The 17,034-nt window shown below is 57.8% G+C and carries 17 protein-coding genes; 3 read left to right on the forward strand and 14 right to left on the reverse strand.

The window, feature by feature from the left end:
• Positions 1-4: 4 nt before the first annotated feature.
• The 13 genes from A9404_RS10310 to A9404_RS10360 form a co-directional block, all read right to left on the reverse strand.
• Positions 5-1,120 carry a DegT/DnrJ/EryC1/StrS family aminotransferase gene (locus A9404_RS10310; RefSeq protein WP_066101130.1) on the reverse strand — a complete coding sequence of 372 codons (1,116 nt, stop codon included), beginning with the start codon at positions 1,118-1,120 and terminating at the stop codon, positions 5-7.
• Positions 1,117-2,343: a class I SAM-dependent methyltransferase gene (locus A9404_RS10315; RefSeq protein ID WP_066101134.1), complete on the reverse strand. Its 1,227-nt coding sequence runs from the start codon at positions 2,341-2,343 to the stop codon at positions 1,117-1,119. The genes A9404_RS10310 and A9404_RS10315 overlap by 4 nt, the downstream gene beginning before the upstream one ends.
• Positions 2,340-2,900, reverse strand: coding sequence for a dTDP-4-dehydrorhamnose 3,5-epimerase family protein (locus A9404_RS13205; protein WP_082922910.1), 561 nt, complete (start codon positions 2,898-2,900; stop codon positions 2,340-2,342). The genes A9404_RS10315 and A9404_RS13205 overlap by 4 nt, the downstream gene beginning before the upstream one ends.
• A complete protein-coding gene (gene rfbG, locus A9404_RS10320; protein ID WP_066101137.1) occupies positions 2,897-3,991 on the reverse strand; it encodes a CDP-glucose 4,6-dehydratase in 1,095 nt (364 codons plus the stop codon). Before rfbG ends, A9404_RS13205 begins: the two co-directional genes overlap by 4 nt.
• Positions 3,952-4,725, reverse strand: a complete 774-nt coding sequence (rfbF, locus tag A9404_RS10325; RefSeq protein ID WP_066101140.1) for a glucose-1-phosphate cytidylyltransferase — start codon at positions 4,723-4,725, stop codon at positions 3,952-3,954. The genes rfbG and rfbF overlap by 40 nt, the downstream gene beginning before the upstream one ends.
• A gap of 52 nt (positions 4,726-4,777) precedes the next feature.
• Positions 4,778-6,067: a Vi polysaccharide biosynthesis UDP-N-acetylglucosamine C-6 dehydrogenase TviB gene (gene tviB, locus A9404_RS10330; RefSeq protein ID WP_066101143.1), complete on the reverse strand. Its 1,290-nt coding sequence runs from the start codon at positions 6,065-6,067 to the stop codon at positions 4,778-4,780.
• 42 nt (positions 6,068-6,109) lie between these two features.
• On the reverse strand, positions 6,110-6,817 hold the full coding sequence (mtgA, locus tag A9404_RS10335; protein WP_066101147.1) for a monofunctional biosynthetic peptidoglycan transglycosylase: 708 nt from the start codon (positions 6,815-6,817) through the stop codon (positions 6,110-6,112).
• Positions 6,818-6,955: 138 nt separating this feature from the next.
• Complete coding sequence (locus A9404_RS13210; RefSeq protein WP_082922911.1) at positions 6,956-7,420, reverse strand: pilin; 465 nt, start codon at positions 7,418-7,420, stop codon at positions 6,956-6,958.
• Between the two features lie 118 nt (positions 7,421-7,538).
• On the reverse strand, positions 7,539-8,423 hold the full coding sequence (locus tag A9404_RS10340) for an HAD-IIB family hydrolase (RefSeq protein WP_066101150.1): 885 nt from the start codon (positions 8,421-8,423) through the stop codon (positions 7,539-7,541).
• Positions 8,420-10,618, reverse strand: a complete 2,199-nt coding sequence (locus A9404_RS10345) for an HAD family hydrolase (protein WP_066101153.1) — start codon at positions 10,616-10,618, stop codon at positions 8,420-8,422. Before A9404_RS10345 ends, A9404_RS10340 begins: the two co-directional genes overlap by 4 nt.
• Positions 10,615-12,039: a glycoside hydrolase 100 family protein gene (locus A9404_RS10350; protein WP_066101158.1), complete on the reverse strand. Its 1,425-nt coding sequence runs from the start codon at positions 12,037-12,039 to the stop codon at positions 10,615-10,617. The genes A9404_RS10345 and A9404_RS10350 overlap by 4 nt, the downstream gene beginning before the upstream one ends.
• A 119-nt stretch (positions 12,040-12,158) precedes the next feature.
• Positions 12,159-12,857, reverse strand: a complete 699-nt coding sequence (gene lolD, locus A9404_RS10355; protein ID WP_066101161.1) for a lipoprotein-releasing ABC transporter ATP-binding protein LolD — start codon at positions 12,855-12,857, stop codon at positions 12,159-12,161.
• Positions 12,850-14,097, reverse strand: coding sequence for a lipoprotein-releasing ABC transporter permease subunit (locus A9404_RS10360; protein WP_066101164.1), 1,248 nt, complete (start codon positions 14,095-14,097; stop codon positions 12,850-12,852). Before A9404_RS10360 ends, lolD begins: the two co-directional genes overlap by 8 nt.
• A gap of 254 nt (positions 14,098-14,351) precedes the next feature.
• Between A9404_RS10360 and A9404_RS10365 the strand changes: the two genes are divergently transcribed.
• The 3 genes from A9404_RS10365 to A9404_RS10375 all read left to right on the forward strand — a co-directional run bounded on the left by A9404_RS10365 (position 14,352) and on the right by A9404_RS10375 (position 16,191).
• A complete protein-coding gene (locus A9404_RS10365; RefSeq protein WP_156521311.1) occupies positions 14,352-14,720 on the forward strand; it encodes a hypothetical protein in 369 nt (122 codons plus the stop codon).
• 199 nt (positions 14,721-14,919) lie between these two features.
• On the forward strand, positions 14,920-15,120 hold the full coding sequence (locus A9404_RS10370; protein ID WP_066101170.1) for a YgaP family membrane protein: 201 nt from the start codon (positions 14,920-14,922) through the stop codon (positions 15,118-15,120).
• A 36-nt stretch (positions 15,121-15,156) separates the two neighbouring features.
• Positions 15,157-16,191, forward strand: a complete 1,035-nt coding sequence (locus tag A9404_RS10375; protein WP_156521312.1) for a hypothetical protein — start codon at positions 15,157-15,159, stop codon at positions 16,189-16,191.
• A gap of 18 nt (positions 16,192-16,209) precedes the next feature.
• Here A9404_RS10375 and A9404_RS10380 read toward each other — a convergent pair whose 3' ends face one another.
• Positions 16,210-16,908 carry a sulfite exporter TauE/SafE family protein gene (locus tag A9404_RS10380; protein WP_066101176.1) on the reverse strand — a complete coding sequence of 233 codons (699 nt, stop codon included), beginning with the start codon at positions 16,906-16,908 and terminating at the stop codon, positions 16,210-16,212.
• Between the last annotated feature and the right edge of the window lie 126 nt (positions 16,909-17,034).

Raw genomic sequence — 17,034 nt, forward strand, 5'->3', positions numbered from 1 at the left:
GCCGTTACCCCATTTCGCTTAGTGTTCCAGTTATCACGGAACACACCCTGTCGAGTTCATTTTTTGTTATGTCATGGTAACTGGGTAAGTTTATGGCTTGCTTGGCCGTTCGGTAGGCAATTGGGGTACATCCATGGTTATCAAACATTGGAAGGCTGGACAAAGGGTGAAAAAAAACCCGAGCATCAATTTGTTCTTGGTTGAAATTTTGTTTCAATCTTTCCACGACCGATTCCGGTGAGTTATAAAACTGGATTGTTGGCATCCAGGCGCCAATAGTCGATCCTTTTGGTTCCGGATTCATCTTGATGCCGGGTATATTCGCAAGTCTCGCTTTGTAATAAGCAAATATTTCCCGTTTTCTAGCTATGAGATCATCGATCCGTTCCATTTGAGCACAGCCAATCGCGGCCTGTACATTGGACATTTTGTATTTAAATCCTATTGTATCTGGCCAGAATTGCTTTGTTTGATTCTTGTTGCGTCCATGGTTGCTTAGGGTGCAAAGCTGATCGTAGAGGGCGTCATCGTTAGTGACAATCATGCCACCTTCGCCGGTTGTTATTGTTTTCGTTCCATGAAAGGAGAACGTCCCAAACAGTCCCATGGAGCCAGCTTTATGCCCCTGGTAAATTGACCCAATGGCTTCTGCTGCGTCTTCTAAGATGGGTATTCCATACTTGTTGCCTATGGTGTTCAGCTCATTCATTGCGCTTAAGTTGCCATATAGGTGGACGGCAAGAATTGCTTTTGTCTTCGACGTAATGGCGGCTTCTACCTTTTCTGGGTCTAGGCACCAAGTGTCCGGAAGGATATCGACGAATACCGGTTTAGCCCCAAGGTATGTGATGGGCGCGGCGCTCGCAATCCAGTTGGTATCCGCCAAAATTACTTCATCACCTGGCTTGACCCCTATTGCCGCAAGGCCCATATGTAGGGCGCCAGTGCAACTTGAGGTGGCTATTGCGTGTTTGACACCTAAGTGCAGCTTGAAGGCTTCCTCGAACCGATGAATGTAGTCATAGCATTGAGCTCCCCAACCGTTCTGGGCGGCGTCAGTTGCAAGGCTAACCTCACGTTCGGTAATAGATGGTTTTGTATAAAAAATCTTCTGCTTCATAGAATTTCTATTCTGGGGATGGCGGTTACAAACTTGCAGCCCCAGCCTTTTGCATAGTCAAGCAATCCAATCACTTCTTGACGGATGTTCCATGGCAGGATCAATATGTAATCAGGTCGATCCTTTTGTATTTGCTCCGGGGCCAGAATCGGTATCCTGCTTCCAGGCATGAACTTTCCCTGCTTCACTGGGTTCATATCAACTACATAGGGTAAGAGATCCGGGCGGATACCGCAGTAGTTGAGCAGTGTGTTGCCTTTTGCGGCTGCGCCATAGGCGACCACCCGTTTCCCACTTTCTTTTGCGTTGATTAGGAATAAAAGCAGGTCGTTTTTTACTTTATTTGCTCTGGGCTGGAAATCCGTGAAGTGTTTCTCGCTTAGTAAGCCAGCCTCTTTTTCACGCCGTAAAAGTTCGGATACCCTTGGTGCTATTTTGTAGGGGCCGGAATCTTTTCGTTGCGCGTAGATGCGCAAGCTGCCGCCATGGGTGGATAGTTGTTTGACGTCGAAAATTTCAAGCCCATTTCTGTTGAATATATTTAAGGTCGCTGTTAGGGATAGATAGGAGAAATGTTCGTGATAAATAGTGTCGAACTGATTTTTTTCCACTAATTCGAGTAGGTGTGGGAACTCAAATGTGGCGACGCCACTTGGTTTGAGTAGCACTTTAAATCCAGTTATGAAGTCGTTGATATCAGGTACATGTGCCAGTACGTTATTGGCAATGGTGAGGTCGGCTTGGTGTCCTTCCACAACGAGCAATTCTGCCAACGTTCGTCCGAAAAACTGTTCAATAATGGGTAGACCTTTGGCGCGTGCGGCCGCAGCAGTGCCTGATGTCGGCTCAATCCCAAGGCAGGGGATTCCTAAAGTTTGCACATACTGCAAAAGATAACCGTCATTTGCGGCAACCTCTATGACGTATGAGGTGCTGTCTAGGGCGAATCTCGATCGCATGTCTTGCACATATCGTTTTGCATGGTCAAGCCATGTACGCGAGAAAGAGCTGTAGTACGCATATTCTGCGTCAAAAAGCATTTCTGCGGTTGTGGTGTCTTCCGTTTGAGCTAACCAGCATTGGGTGCATACCAATACTTTTAATGGCAACCACCGTTCCGGCATATGTAGGGTTTGAGTGGTCAGGTAGGCATTAGATGGTGGGGCGCTACCAAGATCGATCATGGTTTGCGAAAGATGAGCGCCACAATGCCGGCAATTCATGAGCTCATCTCCATGATCCAGTCATTAGTTGTGGGTAGCGATTGATCACGGGTTGAGAGAAGTTCAATTGGTCGGGGCCACGGTATGTTGAGTGTCGGGTCTTTCGGATTTATTCCAGATTCGGCATCTGATCGATATGGGGCGCTGTGCGCGTACAAAAGCTCGCAGTGATCCGTAAGTGTCTGAAACCCATGTGCGAAGCCTGGGGGGATGCAAAGTGCCATACAGTTTTCAGCAGATAACTCCGTGGCGAACCACTGGAGAAAACTGGCCGATTCAGGTCTGATGTCGACAGCGATATCCCATATGGTGCCGTGCAGGCAACTGACGAGTTTATACTCCGAGTAGGGCTCAGTTTGGAAGTGTAATCCTCTGACAGTTCCTGCCTTTATTGTATGGCTGTGGTTGATTTGCGCGATACCCTTTTGGCAGCCAACAGTGGCAAGCTCTTCATGGGAGTAGAATTTTGTGAACACTCCTCGTGTATCCCGGACTGGATGCCTCTGTATTAGCTTCAGGTCGGGCAGGGGCGTCTCGAAAATGGTAAAACGGCTCATTCCATGCTCTCGAAATCGGATATATCGGATTTGCACAGCTGATATGCGCTTTGTCCGTTCTCAAATGCACGATACCAGGTCATTGTGTGTTGTATGCACTGGTCAATCGACCAAACGGATTTGATACCAAGTCTCTGCCGTGTTTTAGAGGTATCCAGGGTTAGTATTTGTGTTTCATGCAGATTGTCGGTGGCAGGTGTGACTACATAATCACCCCGCCCATAGAATTGGCGCGCCTTGTCAACGATGGTTCGTACATTGATGTGTTGCGTCGCTTCAGGTCCAAAGTTATACGCGTCGGAAAGGTTTGGGGAGGTCCAGAGTTTCTGGGCCAGGGTGAGGTATCCCGAGATGGGTTCCAGTACGTGTTGCCATGGCCTGATTGCTTCAGGGTTACGAAGTGAGAGAGGTTCTCCGGCCTGCCATGTTCGGATTGCATCAGGGATCAACCTGTCTGCTGACCAATCTCCGCCACCCATGACATTGCCAGCTCGGGCGGTTGCAAGGGCTACACCGCGCTGATTGAAGAAGGATGAACGATAACTTGACGTTAGGATTTCTGTAGCGGCCTTGCTCGCGCTGTAAGGGTCATGTCCCCCAAGGGCATCATTTTCACGATAAGGAAACCACCATTCCTGATTCTGATATACCTTATCCGTTGTGATGACAATGATGGCCTTGACACTATCTGATTTGCGCAGTATTTCAAGCAGGTTTGCTGATCCCATGACATTGGTTGACCATGTGTCAAGTGGATCTGTATACGACTGCCTTACCAACGGTTGTGCTGCTAAATGCAATACGATTTGAGGTTGGGCTTGAGCTATGACTTCTGCGACGGCGGTGGCATTTCGGATATCAAGTTCCACATGCGATATGCCTTCTTGCAGATTTGTTGCCTCGAACAAGTTGGGTGTTGTGTCTGGCGGGAGTGCTATTCCGGTAACTCTCGCGCCCATCTCTTTGAGCCACAAAGTTAACCAGCCACCCTTGAACCCCGTATGGCCGGTAACGAGAACTCTTTTTCCTGCCCAGAAGTCCTTATCTACCCTCACGGCCAGATCTTCCAGGGCGCATTTCCGGATTGCCATAGCTTTTCAAGCAGATTCCGTTCTCGCAATGTATCCATCGGCTGCCAGAAACCCCGATGCTCGAAGGCCATGAGTTGATTTCCTGCAGCCAGCGCTTGCATTGGAGGGCCCTCCCAGGGGGTCATGTCATCCTCGATCAAGTCGATTACTTTAGGGGACAGGACGAAAAACCCTCCATTGATGAGACCGCCTTCGCCTTGTGGTTTCTCATTGAACCCTGATACGGTGCTGCCGGACATCTCAAGGGCGCCATATCGGCCTGGAGGTGACACAGCGGTTATGCTGGCGATTTTTCCGTGTTGCTTGTGGAATTGGATGAGTTTGGTGATGTCGACATCTGCCACGCCGTCCCCGTAGGTGAAGCAGAAAGCCTCTTCCTCTTGGAGGTATGTCTTTACTCTTCTAAGCCGTCCCCCTGTCAATGTTTCATCGCCGGTATCCACGAGTGTGACACGCCATGGTTCCACTTTTTTCTGATGGACTGTCATCTGATTGTTTGCCATGTCGAATGTGACATCCGACATGTGCAGGAAATAATTGGCGAAGTATTCCTTGATCAGATATCCCTTGTATCCGCAGCAAATAAGAAAATCATTTACACCATGGCTGGAGTAAATTTTCATAATGTGCCAGAGGATTGGTTTCCCTCCGATTTCAATCATGGGCTTTGGCTTGAGGTGAGTTTCCTCTGAGATTCGCGTGCCAAGCCCCCCTGCCAAAATCACTGCTTTCATTAATCATCCTTGTCGGCGCACGAACCCTTGTGTCTTGTGAGTGCTAGCATAACTAGAGGCGCAGGTCGCATTTATTTGGTGTGAATATTTGTTTCAAGTCGTATAGAACATGTCCGGGTGTCCCTAGTGCCCGGATGGATAAAACTCCCATGTTCTGAAATTTCGTGTGTGCAACGGCGAGTACGATGCCATCGTATTGGCTACGCTCAGGGGTGTCGAGGAGTTCGATGCCATATTCTCGTCTTGCGCACTCCGGATCTGCCCAAGGGTCATGAACATCAACCATTGCGCCGTAATCGGCCAGTTCCCGGATGACATCAATCACGCGCGTGTTGCGCAGATCGGGGCAGTTTTCCTTGAAGGTGAGGCCCATGACGAGGATGCGGGCGCCCTGGACCCGGATGCCCTTTTTCAGCATGGCCTTGATCATCTGACTGGCGACATAGGCCCCCATGCCGTCGTTGATCCGTCTTCCTGCCAGGATCATTTCCGGATGATGGCCGACTTCCTGGGCCTTGTGGGTGAGGTAGTAGGGGTCCACGCCGATGCAGTGTCCGCCCACCAGGCCAGGCCGAAAGGGCAGGAAATTCCACTTCGTTCCCGCTGCTTCCAGCACGGCCCCGGTGTCCAGTCCCAGCTTGTTGAACAGGATGGCCAGTTCGTTGATCAGCGCGATGTTGACGTCGCGTTGGGTGTTCTCGATGACCTTGGCGGCCTCGGCCACCTTGATGCTCGGCGCGAGATGCGTACCGGCGGTGATGATGCTTCGGTACAGGTCGTCAACGATCCGTGCGGTTTCCGGTGTGGAGCCGGAGGTCACTTTCTTGATGTCGGGCAGTCGGTGGGCCTTGTCGCCGGGGTTGATTCGCTCCGGGGAGTAGCCGCAAAAAAAATCCCGGTTGAAGACCAGGCCGGAATGGCGTTCGAGCACGGGGACGCAATCCTCTTCCGTGGCGCCCGGATAGACCGTGGATTCGTAGATGACGATATCGCCGGGCTTCAGGGCACGGCCAACGGTTTCGCTGGCGCGGAGTAAGGGCGACAGGTCGGGGCGTTTGTGCACATCGATCGGGGTAGGGACGGTGATGATATAGACGGATGCGGCCTGTAAGGCTTCAGGGGCATCAGTGAAGAAAAGCTTGGTCGCCGCCTGTAGCTCGTGCGTTGCGACTTCCATCGTTCGGTCGATGCCCTGTTGCAATTGCGTGATCCGCGTGGGGTCGATATCGAAGCCAATGACCGGGCGTTGCTTGCCGAATTCGACGGCCAGGGGGAGGCCGACGTAGCCCAGTCCAATAATGGCGATGGCAGGTTGGGGCGAGGTGAGCGTTGAGTCCGTCATGTGTAGCCTAAGCTTGCTTCCTACAAGGTTCGCCGGAGTATATCAGGTTGGGATTCGAGATAGGCGCATACGCCCCTCGACGGCCCTGATACGGTTCTGCAGCCCTCGGCTGGTGGGATTGTCCTGATAGAACCGGGGATTGGGGAGCATGGCGGCGAGAAACGCGGCTTCGTGTGCCGTCAGTTGACTGGCCGGTTTGTGGAAATAATGCCGGCTGGCGGCTTCGATTCCGTAGATCAGATTGCCCCATTCGACCACGTTCAGATACAGCTCGAGAATGCGCTTTTTGCCCAGTGTGGCTTCCAGCATCAGCGTGATCAGGGCTTCCTCGCCCTTTCGCCAGAGTGTTTTGCTCGGTGAAAGAAAAAGATTGCGGGCCAGTTGTTGGCTGATGGTCGAACCGCCAGCGGCAAACGCTCCTTCGGCCAAATTTTTCTCGAAGGCGTCCTGGATGCCGGTCAAGTCGAACCCCCAATGATCCATGAACCGGTCGTCTTCTGAGGCAACCACGGCCCGCTTGGCAATGGGCGCTATTTGCGAATAGCGTACCCAGCTGTAATCGAGACGCGCGTGAGGATTGACCGAGTGGATCAGCGCCAAGCGTTCGCGCATGTACGCGGTGCTGGTGGGGTTGTGATCCCGTAAGTACCAGATCTGGGTAAAAAACCAGACCTGGATCAGGATAAAAAACAGCAGAAGTAGCAGTACGGTGCTTGTCAGTATTCGACGAACAAGGGGTTTGGTTCTCATGCGCTAAAGCATAACCGCGATAAAACGGGAACTGTTTAAAATTGACAATTTTGGATGTCGTTGGCTGGTGCCGAGTGTCTGTTCGTGACACAGGATGCTTGGTTCATGGGAGTGGAACCAAGCAATGCTTGCATGGACTCACCGCCAGGCTTGAGGCAGGTATCGAGAGTCAAAGCCGCAGGCTGCCTGCCAGCGAATTGCACCTGCTGAGCTTGTTATCGGAGACAGCGTGCATTTCTTTGCAGTGCCGGCGATGGCCGTGTTTGCCTTGTTGCCGTAGACCAGTTCAATCTTTCCGCCGTTAATGACCGCAACAGAATGAGTGTAATTTCCATTTATCGATGTAGGCGCTGCTAACCCTAAAGAGGTATTGTTCCCGGGAACACCGCTATTGGGGAAATTGGGATGGGAACTCTGCCACTCTGCCAGAGCCAGTTGGGGGCCGCTCGAGAGGGTGATGCCTTCGGCAACCTGGGAGCGAATGATGTAATCCTGATAGGCATATAGGGCAATGCTGGCCAAAATCCCCATAATGGCGATGACGATCATCAGTTCGATGAGGGTGAAGCCACGTGCGGTTCGAAGCGTTGACGAGTGGTTCATGATTTGTCTGTCCCTGTGAATAGTTTGGTGGAGCTACATGCCGGGTGGCTGGGTATCCCTCCACAGGGGTGAGCATTTTCCGGGCCAACTTGAATTGCTGGCGCGTCTCGTCTCTGGATTATGGTTTGCCGGCGGTCATCCATCCGAGCGTTTCGGGGAGGTAGTGGGCCAGTCCCTCGAGGACACCCGCCGAATAATTCCCGTTCATGCCCAGAAAGTGCCCTTTGGCAAGGTACAGGGTGTTGTCCAGTCCGGCGGCCTGCACGGTCTCGATCGCCTTGGATTTGACTTCGGGTTCTGCGTTGGCGACCAGGATGCCGTTGATGTGGCTGGTCAGGGCGTGCAGGTCGTTGCCCGAGTCTCCTGCAAACACCGCCCTATCCTGGCTGTATCCCTGCTGCTGGATGAGGAACTCCATCGCGTGGAATTTGCTGGCGTTGATCGGTAGAACATCCAGAAGCCCGCGATCGGCCATTTCGTCGTAGGACCAGATCAGGCGTGCATTGATACCCAGGCGCCACAGACGTCGTTGGATCTCGGCTTCGAGAATGTCGGGGTTGGCGGAGCGATCCACGTAGTAGCTGGCCTTCAGCATGCCCTGCTTCTCGCGCTCTTGGGGCGAGAGTGCCGTAAGGTCCTGAAACAGGTCGGTAATGTCGTCGTGCGTCATGCCGCTCCAGTCTGGCGCGATTTCTGCGGTCCAGGCCGGCCAGGAAACCCAGTTTTCCCGGACGAGGCCTTGGCTGGGTGATTTCGGAGTGTAGATCGTCGTGCCGACGTCGCCGACGATGAACTCGGGGATCGGGAGCGACCATTCTGCAATTCCGTCAAGCACGAGCCCCAGATCCCGGCCACTGATCAGCGTGAGATGGACTTCCGGGTGCCGGCAGACTTGGTTGAGCAGGGGGCGGGCCTCGGTCGATTCAGGTTGTTTGCCATTGGGAATCAAGGTGCGATCCAGATCGCAGCACAGCAGGATCGGGTGGCCCGTATGTTCGCTCATCCGTGAATATCTCGCTCAGGGGATTGGTTCGTGGCAGCGTCGGTCGCCTGTGGTTCGGGAAGCGTGCAGGCGCCGAAGAAGTCGTAGTGGCGCATGGCCTGGCGGATACCGGCGGCATACGTATCCTTGCTGAACATCACCCGTTCCAGGTCGATCAGGCCTGGTAGGTGGATTTTGCCGTCCGGTACGACCACCGCACCCAGGGTGTGTCCACGCAGCATGTCTTCATCGGTAAGCACGCCGCCTGCGACCAGAATATGGTCCAGTGGGATGTTCCACTGGTGCGCGAGATACCTCAGCGCAAACCCCTTGGAGGCGCGCTGCGGGGTGATCAGCAGTTCGGCCGGGTTGATGCGCTGGATGCGGGCGCCGATATCGGATTCGAAGAAACGCGTTTCGAGCGCGGTTTGCCCGATGAATGCCTCGTGATCGTCAATCAGGGCATGGATGGCGAAGATGCCCTGAACGCTACGGGGCCCCAAACGTATGCCGGGCGTTTCCTCGAGCAGGTTGAATATCCGGTCCGGTTGCCAGTTCTGACTGATGTGCTGACTCCAGCCACGATCCCGGGAGAGGCGGGCACCATAGTGGATCTGGGTGCCGCCTCGCGTGACCAGGACATCGGGCGGGGGGAGTTTCAGGCGCTTCAGCTGTCCGAGCACTTCGTGCCGCGGGCGGTCCGAGGCAATGCCGAAGGCGACCTGACGGCGACGTTGACGCAGTTCGGCCATGAGTTCGCGCAAGTCTGGATCGTCCGGATTCTGTCCGAGGGCGGAAAGCTCGACCAGCAGCATCCGGTCGACCAGGATGAGCTCGGGGCGTGCCTGCATGGTGGGCGCAGGCAGCGGGCTTTCGTTGAGCAGGGGCTCGATCGCCTCGAGATAGGCGTTGACGTGATTGCTCCAGGCGTAGTGCTGCCGGACGCCGTTGATGCCGTTGCGGGAGTAGGTCTGCCACCGCGCCTTGTCCTTCAGCAGTGCCAGGAGTCGCTCGCCGATCTCGTCGGCATCCAGTGGATTGATGAGCTCGCCGTTGGCGCAGGCCTTGATGATGTCCTGGGGGCCCCCGTCCTCGGTGGCGATGATGGGGGCGCCACAGGCAGCCGCCTCGATCAGCGTCAGCCCGAACGGTTCGGTCAGCGCCGGATTGATGAACACCCCTCCCGTTTGCGTGACGTAGCGATAAAGATCGGGAACGTCGTCGGCGTCGTGGTGGCGCGGATAGGCGCATTGTCCGTAGAGATCGTAGCGGTCGATGAGCAGCAACAATTCCGTCAGCACCTGGCGGGAGCCGGGGTCCATGTCGCGGATGTCGTCTCGGTTGCCCGCGACGATGACGAGGTTGGCCTGGTCCCGCAAGGCCGCATTCTCGCCATAGGCCCGCACCAGGGTCCCGAGATTCTTGCGTTCGTCGGGACGGGAAAGCGCCAGTACGAACGGTTTGTCCGGGGTCCGGAGAAAGCGGTTGAGCTCGTTGGCGATGGGCGGCGGGCTTTGATCCGATGGTGGGGAGAACCGCGCCAGATTGACGCCGGGGGCGATCACGCGCATGCGTGCCTCATCGGCCCAATCGTACAGTCCGTACTGCTCCTCGATCTCGTGCTGGGTGCTGGTCACGATCAGGGCGGAAGCGGCCAGCGTTTCCTCTTCCGTGCGGATTCGTCGGGAGAGATTGTATTTTTCTTCGATGGTGGTGGCGGACTCGCCCTTGGCCAGCAGGCGCTGACGCTTGACGCGGCCGAGGGAGTGCCCGGTGAAGACGAGGGGTACGCCCAGATGGTGGGCCAGACGTACGCCCACATAACCGGCATCGGCATAGTGGCTATGGACGAGGGCCGGGGCAAGGCCGGTGGCCTGAATATGGTCGAGGGCGCCGTCGACGAGGCAATTGAGGTACTCCCACAGCTGTTCCTTGGGGAGATACTCGTCCGGTCCGGCCGATATGCGCACGATCCGCGCGCCATCCCCGATATCCTCTTCCGGTTCGGCGTAATCGCTGGACACGCGTGGGTCGACGATGCGGCGCGTGATCAGATCGACGCGACCGACCCGTTTGTCCCGCGCCAGAGCGCGCGCGAGTTCGACGACATACAGGGTTTGGCCGCCGGTATCGGCGTCCCTGCCCAGTTCAAGATCGTGTCCACGAATCAGGCCATGCACACTGATCAGGACGATATACAGTGGTTCGCCGTTCATGAAGCTGCAGTCTCCGAGAAGCCCAGTCGGTGCAGGTTGTCGGGGTCGTCCAGCAGGTGCTGTGCAAATATGAGGCCGGTGGCGCTCCATACCTGGTGCAGGTTCGCCTTGCGCCCCATCAATCGCCCATGGCGACCATCGTAGTATTCCGGCCACCCATCACGCAAGAGCCGATCCTCCGCGATCTCGAACGCGCGTCGGGCGAGATCCTCGCGACCGCTGGCAATTGCCGCCGCCGTCAACGGCCAGATCAGTACCGGCCAGTTGCCGCCATTGTGGTAGGACCACGGGATGTTCTTGGGGTCGGAACCGGTGATGAGCCGCCATTCGTGCGATTCGATTGCCGGGTAGACCAGTTTCATGGGCATGCGGCCGATCAGATCGTCCCATCGTCCTTCGATCAGATTCATGACGCTCTTGGCCTGCTCCGGTGCGGCGAGTCCGGCGACCAACGCCAACAGGTTGCCCTGGGAAAAGAAGCGGAAATCGATGCGACCGGGGCCCAGGTTGCCCACGAAATAGCCGGCGTCGTCCGGTACCCAGTCAGGTACCCAGCCGGGGATGGACTCCGGGTAGATATTGAACAGGTTGTCGACGTCCTGGCCGAACATTTCCGTGGAAAAGCGGTACACCCGATTGAGCACGTCCATGTCCAGCCAGTAGTAGTTCTGGATGTAATCCTTCAGGACGTGGCGACGGCGTACGGCCAGGTCGATCAGCCAGCGGTTGCCCTCGTCGGTTTCCAGCAGTTCCGCGCAGCGCAGGGTCATGTCGAAGAGGGCCTGGATTTCGATGGGGTGGCCGTTCACGCCCATGCGACGATCGATCATGAACGATCCATCCGGTACGAGCAGGGTGGGGAACACCTCGAAACGGCTTTGCAGGCACAGGCTCAGGATCATGCGCAGCATGCGCTGGACTTCCGGTGTCCGGGCAAAGCCCCGGTCGCCGGTGCTCTGGACGTAGGCGCGCAGGAGGATGGCCCACCACATCATGGAATCCACAGGCGCGACCCGGCCGATGGCTCGGTCCCCGAAATCGGCAATCAGGTTTTCCTCGCCGGACGCGTTCTGCATCACCCGGAAGGAGGCGGGCAGCACCCCGGGGGCCACCTGCTGCCCTTCAATCTCTTCCTGCTGGTCCCTGAGGTGCATGATCAGGCTCAGGAAGGCGCGAACGATGTCGCTCCGGCCTTCGAGCAGCATCACGAGACCCGCCGAGACGAAATCCCGCACGAAACAGTCCTGATAGTTTTCCGCCGGGGCCTGGGGGTCCGGGCTCGCCATCGTACCGACGACCTTGCCCTGATAGGTGATCAGGGCCGAGTCCAGCAACCGGTAGGCATCTGCCAGTGCAGGGGAGCGGTCTGCGAAGCGCGGGTGTTCGAAGCAGGGGGTGTGCGGCGGTGGTTGATCGGGCATGAATACATCCATTGACGGCGGCGACTTTCGAAAAAGTTAGCACAGCCGGGCGCCCGATGTCGGAAAAGCGCGGTCTGAGCGGATCTGCCTTGGCCTATTTGCCCCGGGATCTGGGGGCATCAGGACGAGACGAGCGTTCCGTCCCGCATGCTCAGTATCCGGTTCATCCGGTGGGCGAGCTGGTGATCGTGGGTGACCAGAACGATGGCTGTGCCCATTTCCCGGTTCAGCGTCAGCATGACGTCGAAGACATCGTCGGCACTGTGGCTGTCGAGATTGCCGGTCGGTTCGTCGGCCAGCACCACCGCAGGTTCGGTGATCAGTGCGCGGGCGATGGCAACGCGCTGGCGCTCGCCGCCGGACAGCTCCCCGGGGCGATGCTCCAGACGCTGGCCGAGCCCGACGCGGGCCAGCAGATCCCGCGCGCGTTCCTGGGCAGTGGCCCGGGGCATGCGACGGATCAGCAGGGGCATGGCCACATTGTCCAGTGCCGAGAACTCCGGAAGGAGGTGGTGCGCCTGATAGACGAAGCCCAGGTGCTGATTGCGCAACCGGCCCCGGGCCGTTTCTCCCAGGCTGGAGAGCAGTTTCCCGGCCAACCAGACTTCGCCGTCCGTGGGGCGGTCAAGACCGCCCATCAGTTGCAGCAGACTGGATTTCCCGGAGCCGGAGGCGCCGACGATGGCTACCATTTCACGGGCCTGGATGGCCAGGTCCACGCCCTTGAGTACGTCCACGCTGAGCGGCCCTTCCCGGTAGGTCTTTCGGAGCTGGCGGGTTTCGAGCACGATCCCGCTCTGGGGGGCGGCATTATTCATAGCGCAGGGCCTCGGCAGGCTGGACGCGCGATGCGCTCCAGGCGGGATACAGGGTGGCGAGGAACGAGAGGGCGAAGGCCATCAGGCCCACATGCCAGACGTCATTCCAGTCCAGGCGGGACGGGACTTCGCTGATGTAGTACACGTCGGCGGGCATGAATTGCGTGCCGGTCACGTGTTCGATCCAGGGCACGATCGTTTCGACGTTCAGGGCAATGCCCACGCCGATGGTGACGCCGACGAGGGTCCCGATCAGACCGATCACGGTGCCGGAAATCAGAAAGATGCCCATGATGCTGGCGGGGCTGGCGCCCAGCGTCCGCAGGATCGCGATGTCGCCCCGTTTGTCGGTGACCACCATCACCAGGGTCGAGACGATGTTGAATGCTGCCACGGCGACGATCAGGGAGAGGATGATGAACATCACCGTACGTTCGGTCTGTACCGCCCGGAAGAAGTTGCCGTTGGCCTGGGTCCAGTCGGTCGTCCAGTAGGGGGACGCAAGTTTGCGGTTCAGTTCACGGGCGACCCAGGGTGCACGGAACATGTCGTCGAGCTTCAGGCGCAGGCCGGTGACCGAGTCCCCCATGCGGAACAGGGCCTGGGCGTCCTTCAGGTCGATGAATGCCGAGCCGCGATCGTATTCGTACATGCCGACCTTGAAGATGCCCACCACCGTGAATTGTCGTTGCCGCAACAAACCGCCGACGGGGGTGACGGCGACGTTGGCCGTGATCAGCATCAGCTTGTCGCCCACGGAAACCCCCAGGCTTTCGGCAAGGGATTGACCGAGCACGATGCCGAAGGAACCCGGGGTGAGATCGGTGAGTTTGCCGGCGACCATGTGTCGGCCGATATCGGTGACGGCATCTTCTTCTTTGGGTTCGATGCCGCGCACGATGGCGCCGGAGACGTTCGGCGGGGCGGAGAGCATGGCTTCGGCCTGGATGTAGGGGGCCGAGGCAACGACGTGCGGTTCGTGGGCAACGCGTTGTGCCAGACCCTGCCAGTCCTGCAGCGCCTGGCCGTTTTCGCTGATGGTGGCGTGGGCCGTCATGCCCAGGATGCGGTGACGCAATTCGTCCTGAAACCCGTTCATGACGGAAATCACCACGATCAGCGCGGTCACGCCCAGGGTGATACCGATAATGGACGTGGCCGAGATAAAGGAAACAAACCGGTTGCGGCGTTTGGCGCGGGTGTAGCGGAGGCCGATCAGCCACTCGAAGGATCGAAACATGAAGTCGTCCGAAATGATGAAGGGGGCAGAACAATCCCGCGCAGTTTAGCAGTCCCGCGTGGGATGTGGCCGTCCCGTTTTAGAAATGCCGCTCGGCGGGATACACTTTTTCCGCCGATCGGCTTATCCTAGGTAAAATACGGGCGCAGCGGGATTTTTTTGTTGCGTAACGGTAATCGGCGGATGCGGTGGTGCGTCTGCACGCGGCCAAAGTGCGAATCTGTTTTTCGAAACTTGTCTCAGGAGCTTTTGTTATGGATCAACGAATCACTGCTCGTCCTATGCTTCCTCGGTGGTTGATGGCGACCGCACTTGCTGCTGCTGCCGTGGCGACCGCGCCGTTTGCAATGGCGCAGGGCCACGTCGATACGCCGGATGTTCAGGTCATGTCTCCCTATATCAACACCGCCAAACCCGGGAGCAAGGACTATGTCCATGGCATGAGCATGGCCCAGGTGACCAAGCGGTTCGGCAAGCCGCAGAAAAAGCTGGCGCCCGTACCGGCCAAGGGGGACAAGTTGCATCCGCCGATCACGCGCTGGGTCTATCCGGAGTTCACCGTGTATTTCGAGCGCCATACGGCGCTGCATCTGGTGCGTCACCATCCGGTCCCCAAAAAATAATCCGGGCAAATCCCTCTGAGAAACAGCCCAGGGTTTTTCCCAGGGTTTTTCCCAGGGAATTGATCGGGGAATCGATCGGGGAATCGATCTCGGAAAGTACCCTGAGACTTCCGCGAGCCGTGCGGGTGTTTCGGAGCAGGAAGGCGCGTGGGCCGTGTTGTCGACGGGGTTTCTCTCTATATGAACCAGGAGTGATGTCATGACAGCCAATGTGGGAATGATTGATAAGGCCTTGCGGATTATCGTGGGCATCGTGCTGATCGCGCTGGCGGCCACGCACGTGATCGGCTGGTGGGGGTACATCGGTATCGTGCCGTTGCTGACCGGGCTGTTCAACTTCTGTCCGGCCTACCTGTTGATCGGTATGAACACCAAGGGCAAGGATACGCCCGCCGAATAAACCGGATTTTCTCCGTTTTTTCTTTTGGGGCGACGATTGACGAACATTGTGCGCATGCCGCTGGCCGGGTTCCGGTCGGCGGTTTTTTTATGGGCCCTGACGATCAGTGCGTCAGGATCTGCCGCAGACTACCAGTTTGCGGCGTTGCCGCTGGTGGTCGACGAGGCCAGCGGGCTGACCGCTTCCCTGCGTCATCCCGGCGTGTACTGGACCCATGACGACAACATCAACCTGCCGGCTTCCTCGCGGCGCAGCGATCCCCTGCTGTTCGCGATCGACGGGCAGGGTAACCTTAAGTCCACGCTGAACCTCGCGCCCGTCCGCCAACGGGATTGGGAGGCGATCACCAGTGGCGAGATCGACGGTCAGCCTACTTTGATCGTCGGGGATATCGGCGACAATCGGAACAGCTGGCCGGATTATCGCCTCTGGTTCGTGCCTGAGCCGGCGGTATTGGGCGGCACGCAGAACGCCGATCCCACGGCCCTGATCCGTTTCCGATACCCCGATCAGGTGCCGGCTCCGAAACGGCAGGGCGGATGGAGCGGCGGCCACGATGCCGAGTCGCTCGTTCTCGACAGTCAGGACAGGCAGCTCCTGCTGCTGACCAAGCGGGAACATCCGGCACGCTTCTTCACGATACCGCTGAGCGCGCGGCATCCGGTGACGAACGGCGAGCGGCTCAGCGTGCAGGATCGTCATACGCCAGTCGTGACTGCACGGTTCATCGGGTTTCTGCCCACGTTGCCCGCCCCGGATCTGTTGGCTTGGCTCTTCCATCCGGTGGTCGGTGCCTATGCCGATCAGCCCACCGACATGACCCTGAGTGACGATGGGCGTCTGCTGGCGGTGCTCACCTATGGCGCGGTGTATTTTTTCGAACGTAAACCGGGCATGGATTGGCAGGGGGCGCTCGCCAAACCTGTGGACAGCATCGGCCTGCCGCTGATCGATCAGTGGGAAGGGATCAGTTTCAGCCGGGATCAGCGGCAACTGTTGATCGTGCGCGAGGGGACGGGCGAACGGACCCTGATGCGGTTGGACGTGCCGACCACACTGCGTGCCCGGTAGTCCCCCGGACGGGGCGCTTCAGTGCGCGGCGATATTCCAGATGGCCAGCCCCACGGTGTACAGTCCGAAACCGGTGACGGCCGTGCCCGCGATCCAGCGAACCCACGGCTTGCGGGTGAAGGCGGAGAGCTGGGCGGCAAAAGCGCCCATCAGAAGCAGGTTCGGCAGGGTGCCCAGACCGAACCCCAGCATCAGCAGCGCACCCTGCGCGGCGCTGCCCGCCGAGAGTGCCCAGATCAGCACGCTGTAGACGAGGCCGCAGGGCAGCCAGCCCCAGACGAAGCCGAGCAGCAGCGCCTGCCGGGGGGAGCGGACGGGCATCAGTTTCCGGCCGAGGGGTTCGATGTGGCGCCACAGGCGCGAACCCACCCGCTCGATACGCGTCAGGCCGAACCACCAGCCACCGACGTAGAGGCCCATCAGCACCATGAACAGGCCGGCAACGATCAGCAGATAGAGCTGGGCGTGCTGCAGCGGGATGAGCGAAAGCCCGAACGCGCCGATGAGTCCGGCGATCGCCCCCGCCAGGGTGTAGGAAGTGATGCGGGCCAGATTGTAGGCGAGCAGATAGGGCATCAGCTGCCGCGCCGTCGCACGCTTGTCCGCCGGCAGGCCGAAGGTGAGGGCGCCGACGATGCCGCCGCACATGCCGATGCAATGTACGCCGCCGAAGAATCCGACCAACAAGGCCGCCCAGAAAGTCATGTCGTTTGGCATGCTATCCCCATGCGTGGAAACTGGATCGAACGCGCGATCGGGTACGGGTATCCTCAGACCGGCGCGCTTCCGGTATCGGTTCGACGTCTGGTCCGCGGGATCGTTCCTGTGACCGGCACGCTCCGG

This window comes from Halothiobacillus diazotrophicus (assembly GCF_001663815.1).
In the GTDB taxonomy this organism is placed as follows: domain Bacteria; phylum Pseudomonadota; class Gammaproteobacteria; order Halothiobacillales; family Halothiobacillaceae; genus Halothiobacillus; species Halothiobacillus diazotrophicus.

What these genes read in the sequence shown, in the direction of transcription:
- A9404_RS10315 (WP_066101134.1), bottom strand. Translation starts at nt 2,343, where the DNA reads ATGAATTGCCGGCATTGTGGCGCTCATCTTTCGCAAACCATGATCGAT.
- A9404_RS10380 (WP_066101176.1), bottom strand. Translation starts at nt 16,908, where the DNA reads ATGCCAAACGACATGACTTTCTGGGCGGCCTTGTTGGTCGGATTCTTC.
- tviB (WP_066101143.1), bottom strand. Translation starts at nt 6,067, where the DNA reads ATGACGGACTCAACGCTCACCTCGCCCCAACCTGCCATCGCCATTATT.
- A9404_RS10350 (WP_066101158.1), bottom strand. Translation starts at nt 12,039, where the DNA reads ATGCCCGATCAACCACCGCCGCACACCCCCTGCTTCGAACACCCGCGC.
- rfbG (WP_066101137.1), bottom strand. Translation starts at nt 3,991, where the DNA reads ATGGCAATCCGGAAATGCGCCCTGGAAGATCTGGCCGTGAGGGTAGAT.
- A9404_RS10360 (WP_066101164.1), bottom strand. Translation starts at nt 14,097, where the DNA reads ATGTTTCGATCCTTCGAGTGGCTGATCGGCCTCCGCTACACCCGCGCC.
- mtgA (WP_066101147.1), bottom strand. Translation starts at nt 6,817, where the DNA reads ATGAGAACCAAACCCCTTGTTCGTCGAATACTGACAAGCACCGTACTG.
- A9404_RS13205 (WP_082922910.1), bottom strand. Translation starts at nt 2,900, where the DNA reads ATGAGCCGTTTTACCATTTTCGAGACGCCCCTGCCCGACCTGAAGCTA.
- A9404_RS10365 (WP_156521311.1), top strand. Translation starts at nt 14,352, where the DNA reads ATGGATCAACGAATCACTGCTCGTCCTATGCTTCCTCGGTGGTTGATG.
- A9404_RS10370 (WP_066101170.1), top strand. Translation starts at nt 14,920, where the DNA reads ATGACAGCCAATGTGGGAATGATTGATAAGGCCTTGCGGATTATCGTG.
- A9404_RS10345 (WP_066101153.1), bottom strand. Translation starts at nt 10,618, where the DNA reads ATGAACGGCGAACCACTGTATATCGTCCTGATCAGTGTGCATGGCCTG.
- lolD (WP_066101161.1), bottom strand. Translation starts at nt 12,857, where the DNA reads ATGAATAATGCCGCCCCCCAGAGCGGGATCGTGCTCGAAACCCGCCAG.
- A9404_RS10340 (WP_066101150.1), bottom strand. Translation starts at nt 8,423, where the DNA reads ATGAGCGAACATACGGGCCACCCGATCCTGCTGTGCTGCGATCTGGAT.
- A9404_RS13210 (WP_082922911.1), bottom strand. Translation starts at nt 7,420, where the DNA reads ATGAACCACTCGTCAACGCTTCGAACCGCACGTGGCTTCACCCTCATC.
- rfbF (WP_066101140.1), bottom strand. Translation starts at nt 4,725, where the DNA reads ATGAAAGCAGTGATTTTGGCAGGGGGGCTTGGCACGCGAATCTCAGAG.
- A9404_RS10310 (WP_066101130.1), bottom strand. Translation starts at nt 1,120, where the DNA reads ATGAAGCAGAAGATTTTTTATACAAAACCATCTATTACCGAACGTGAG.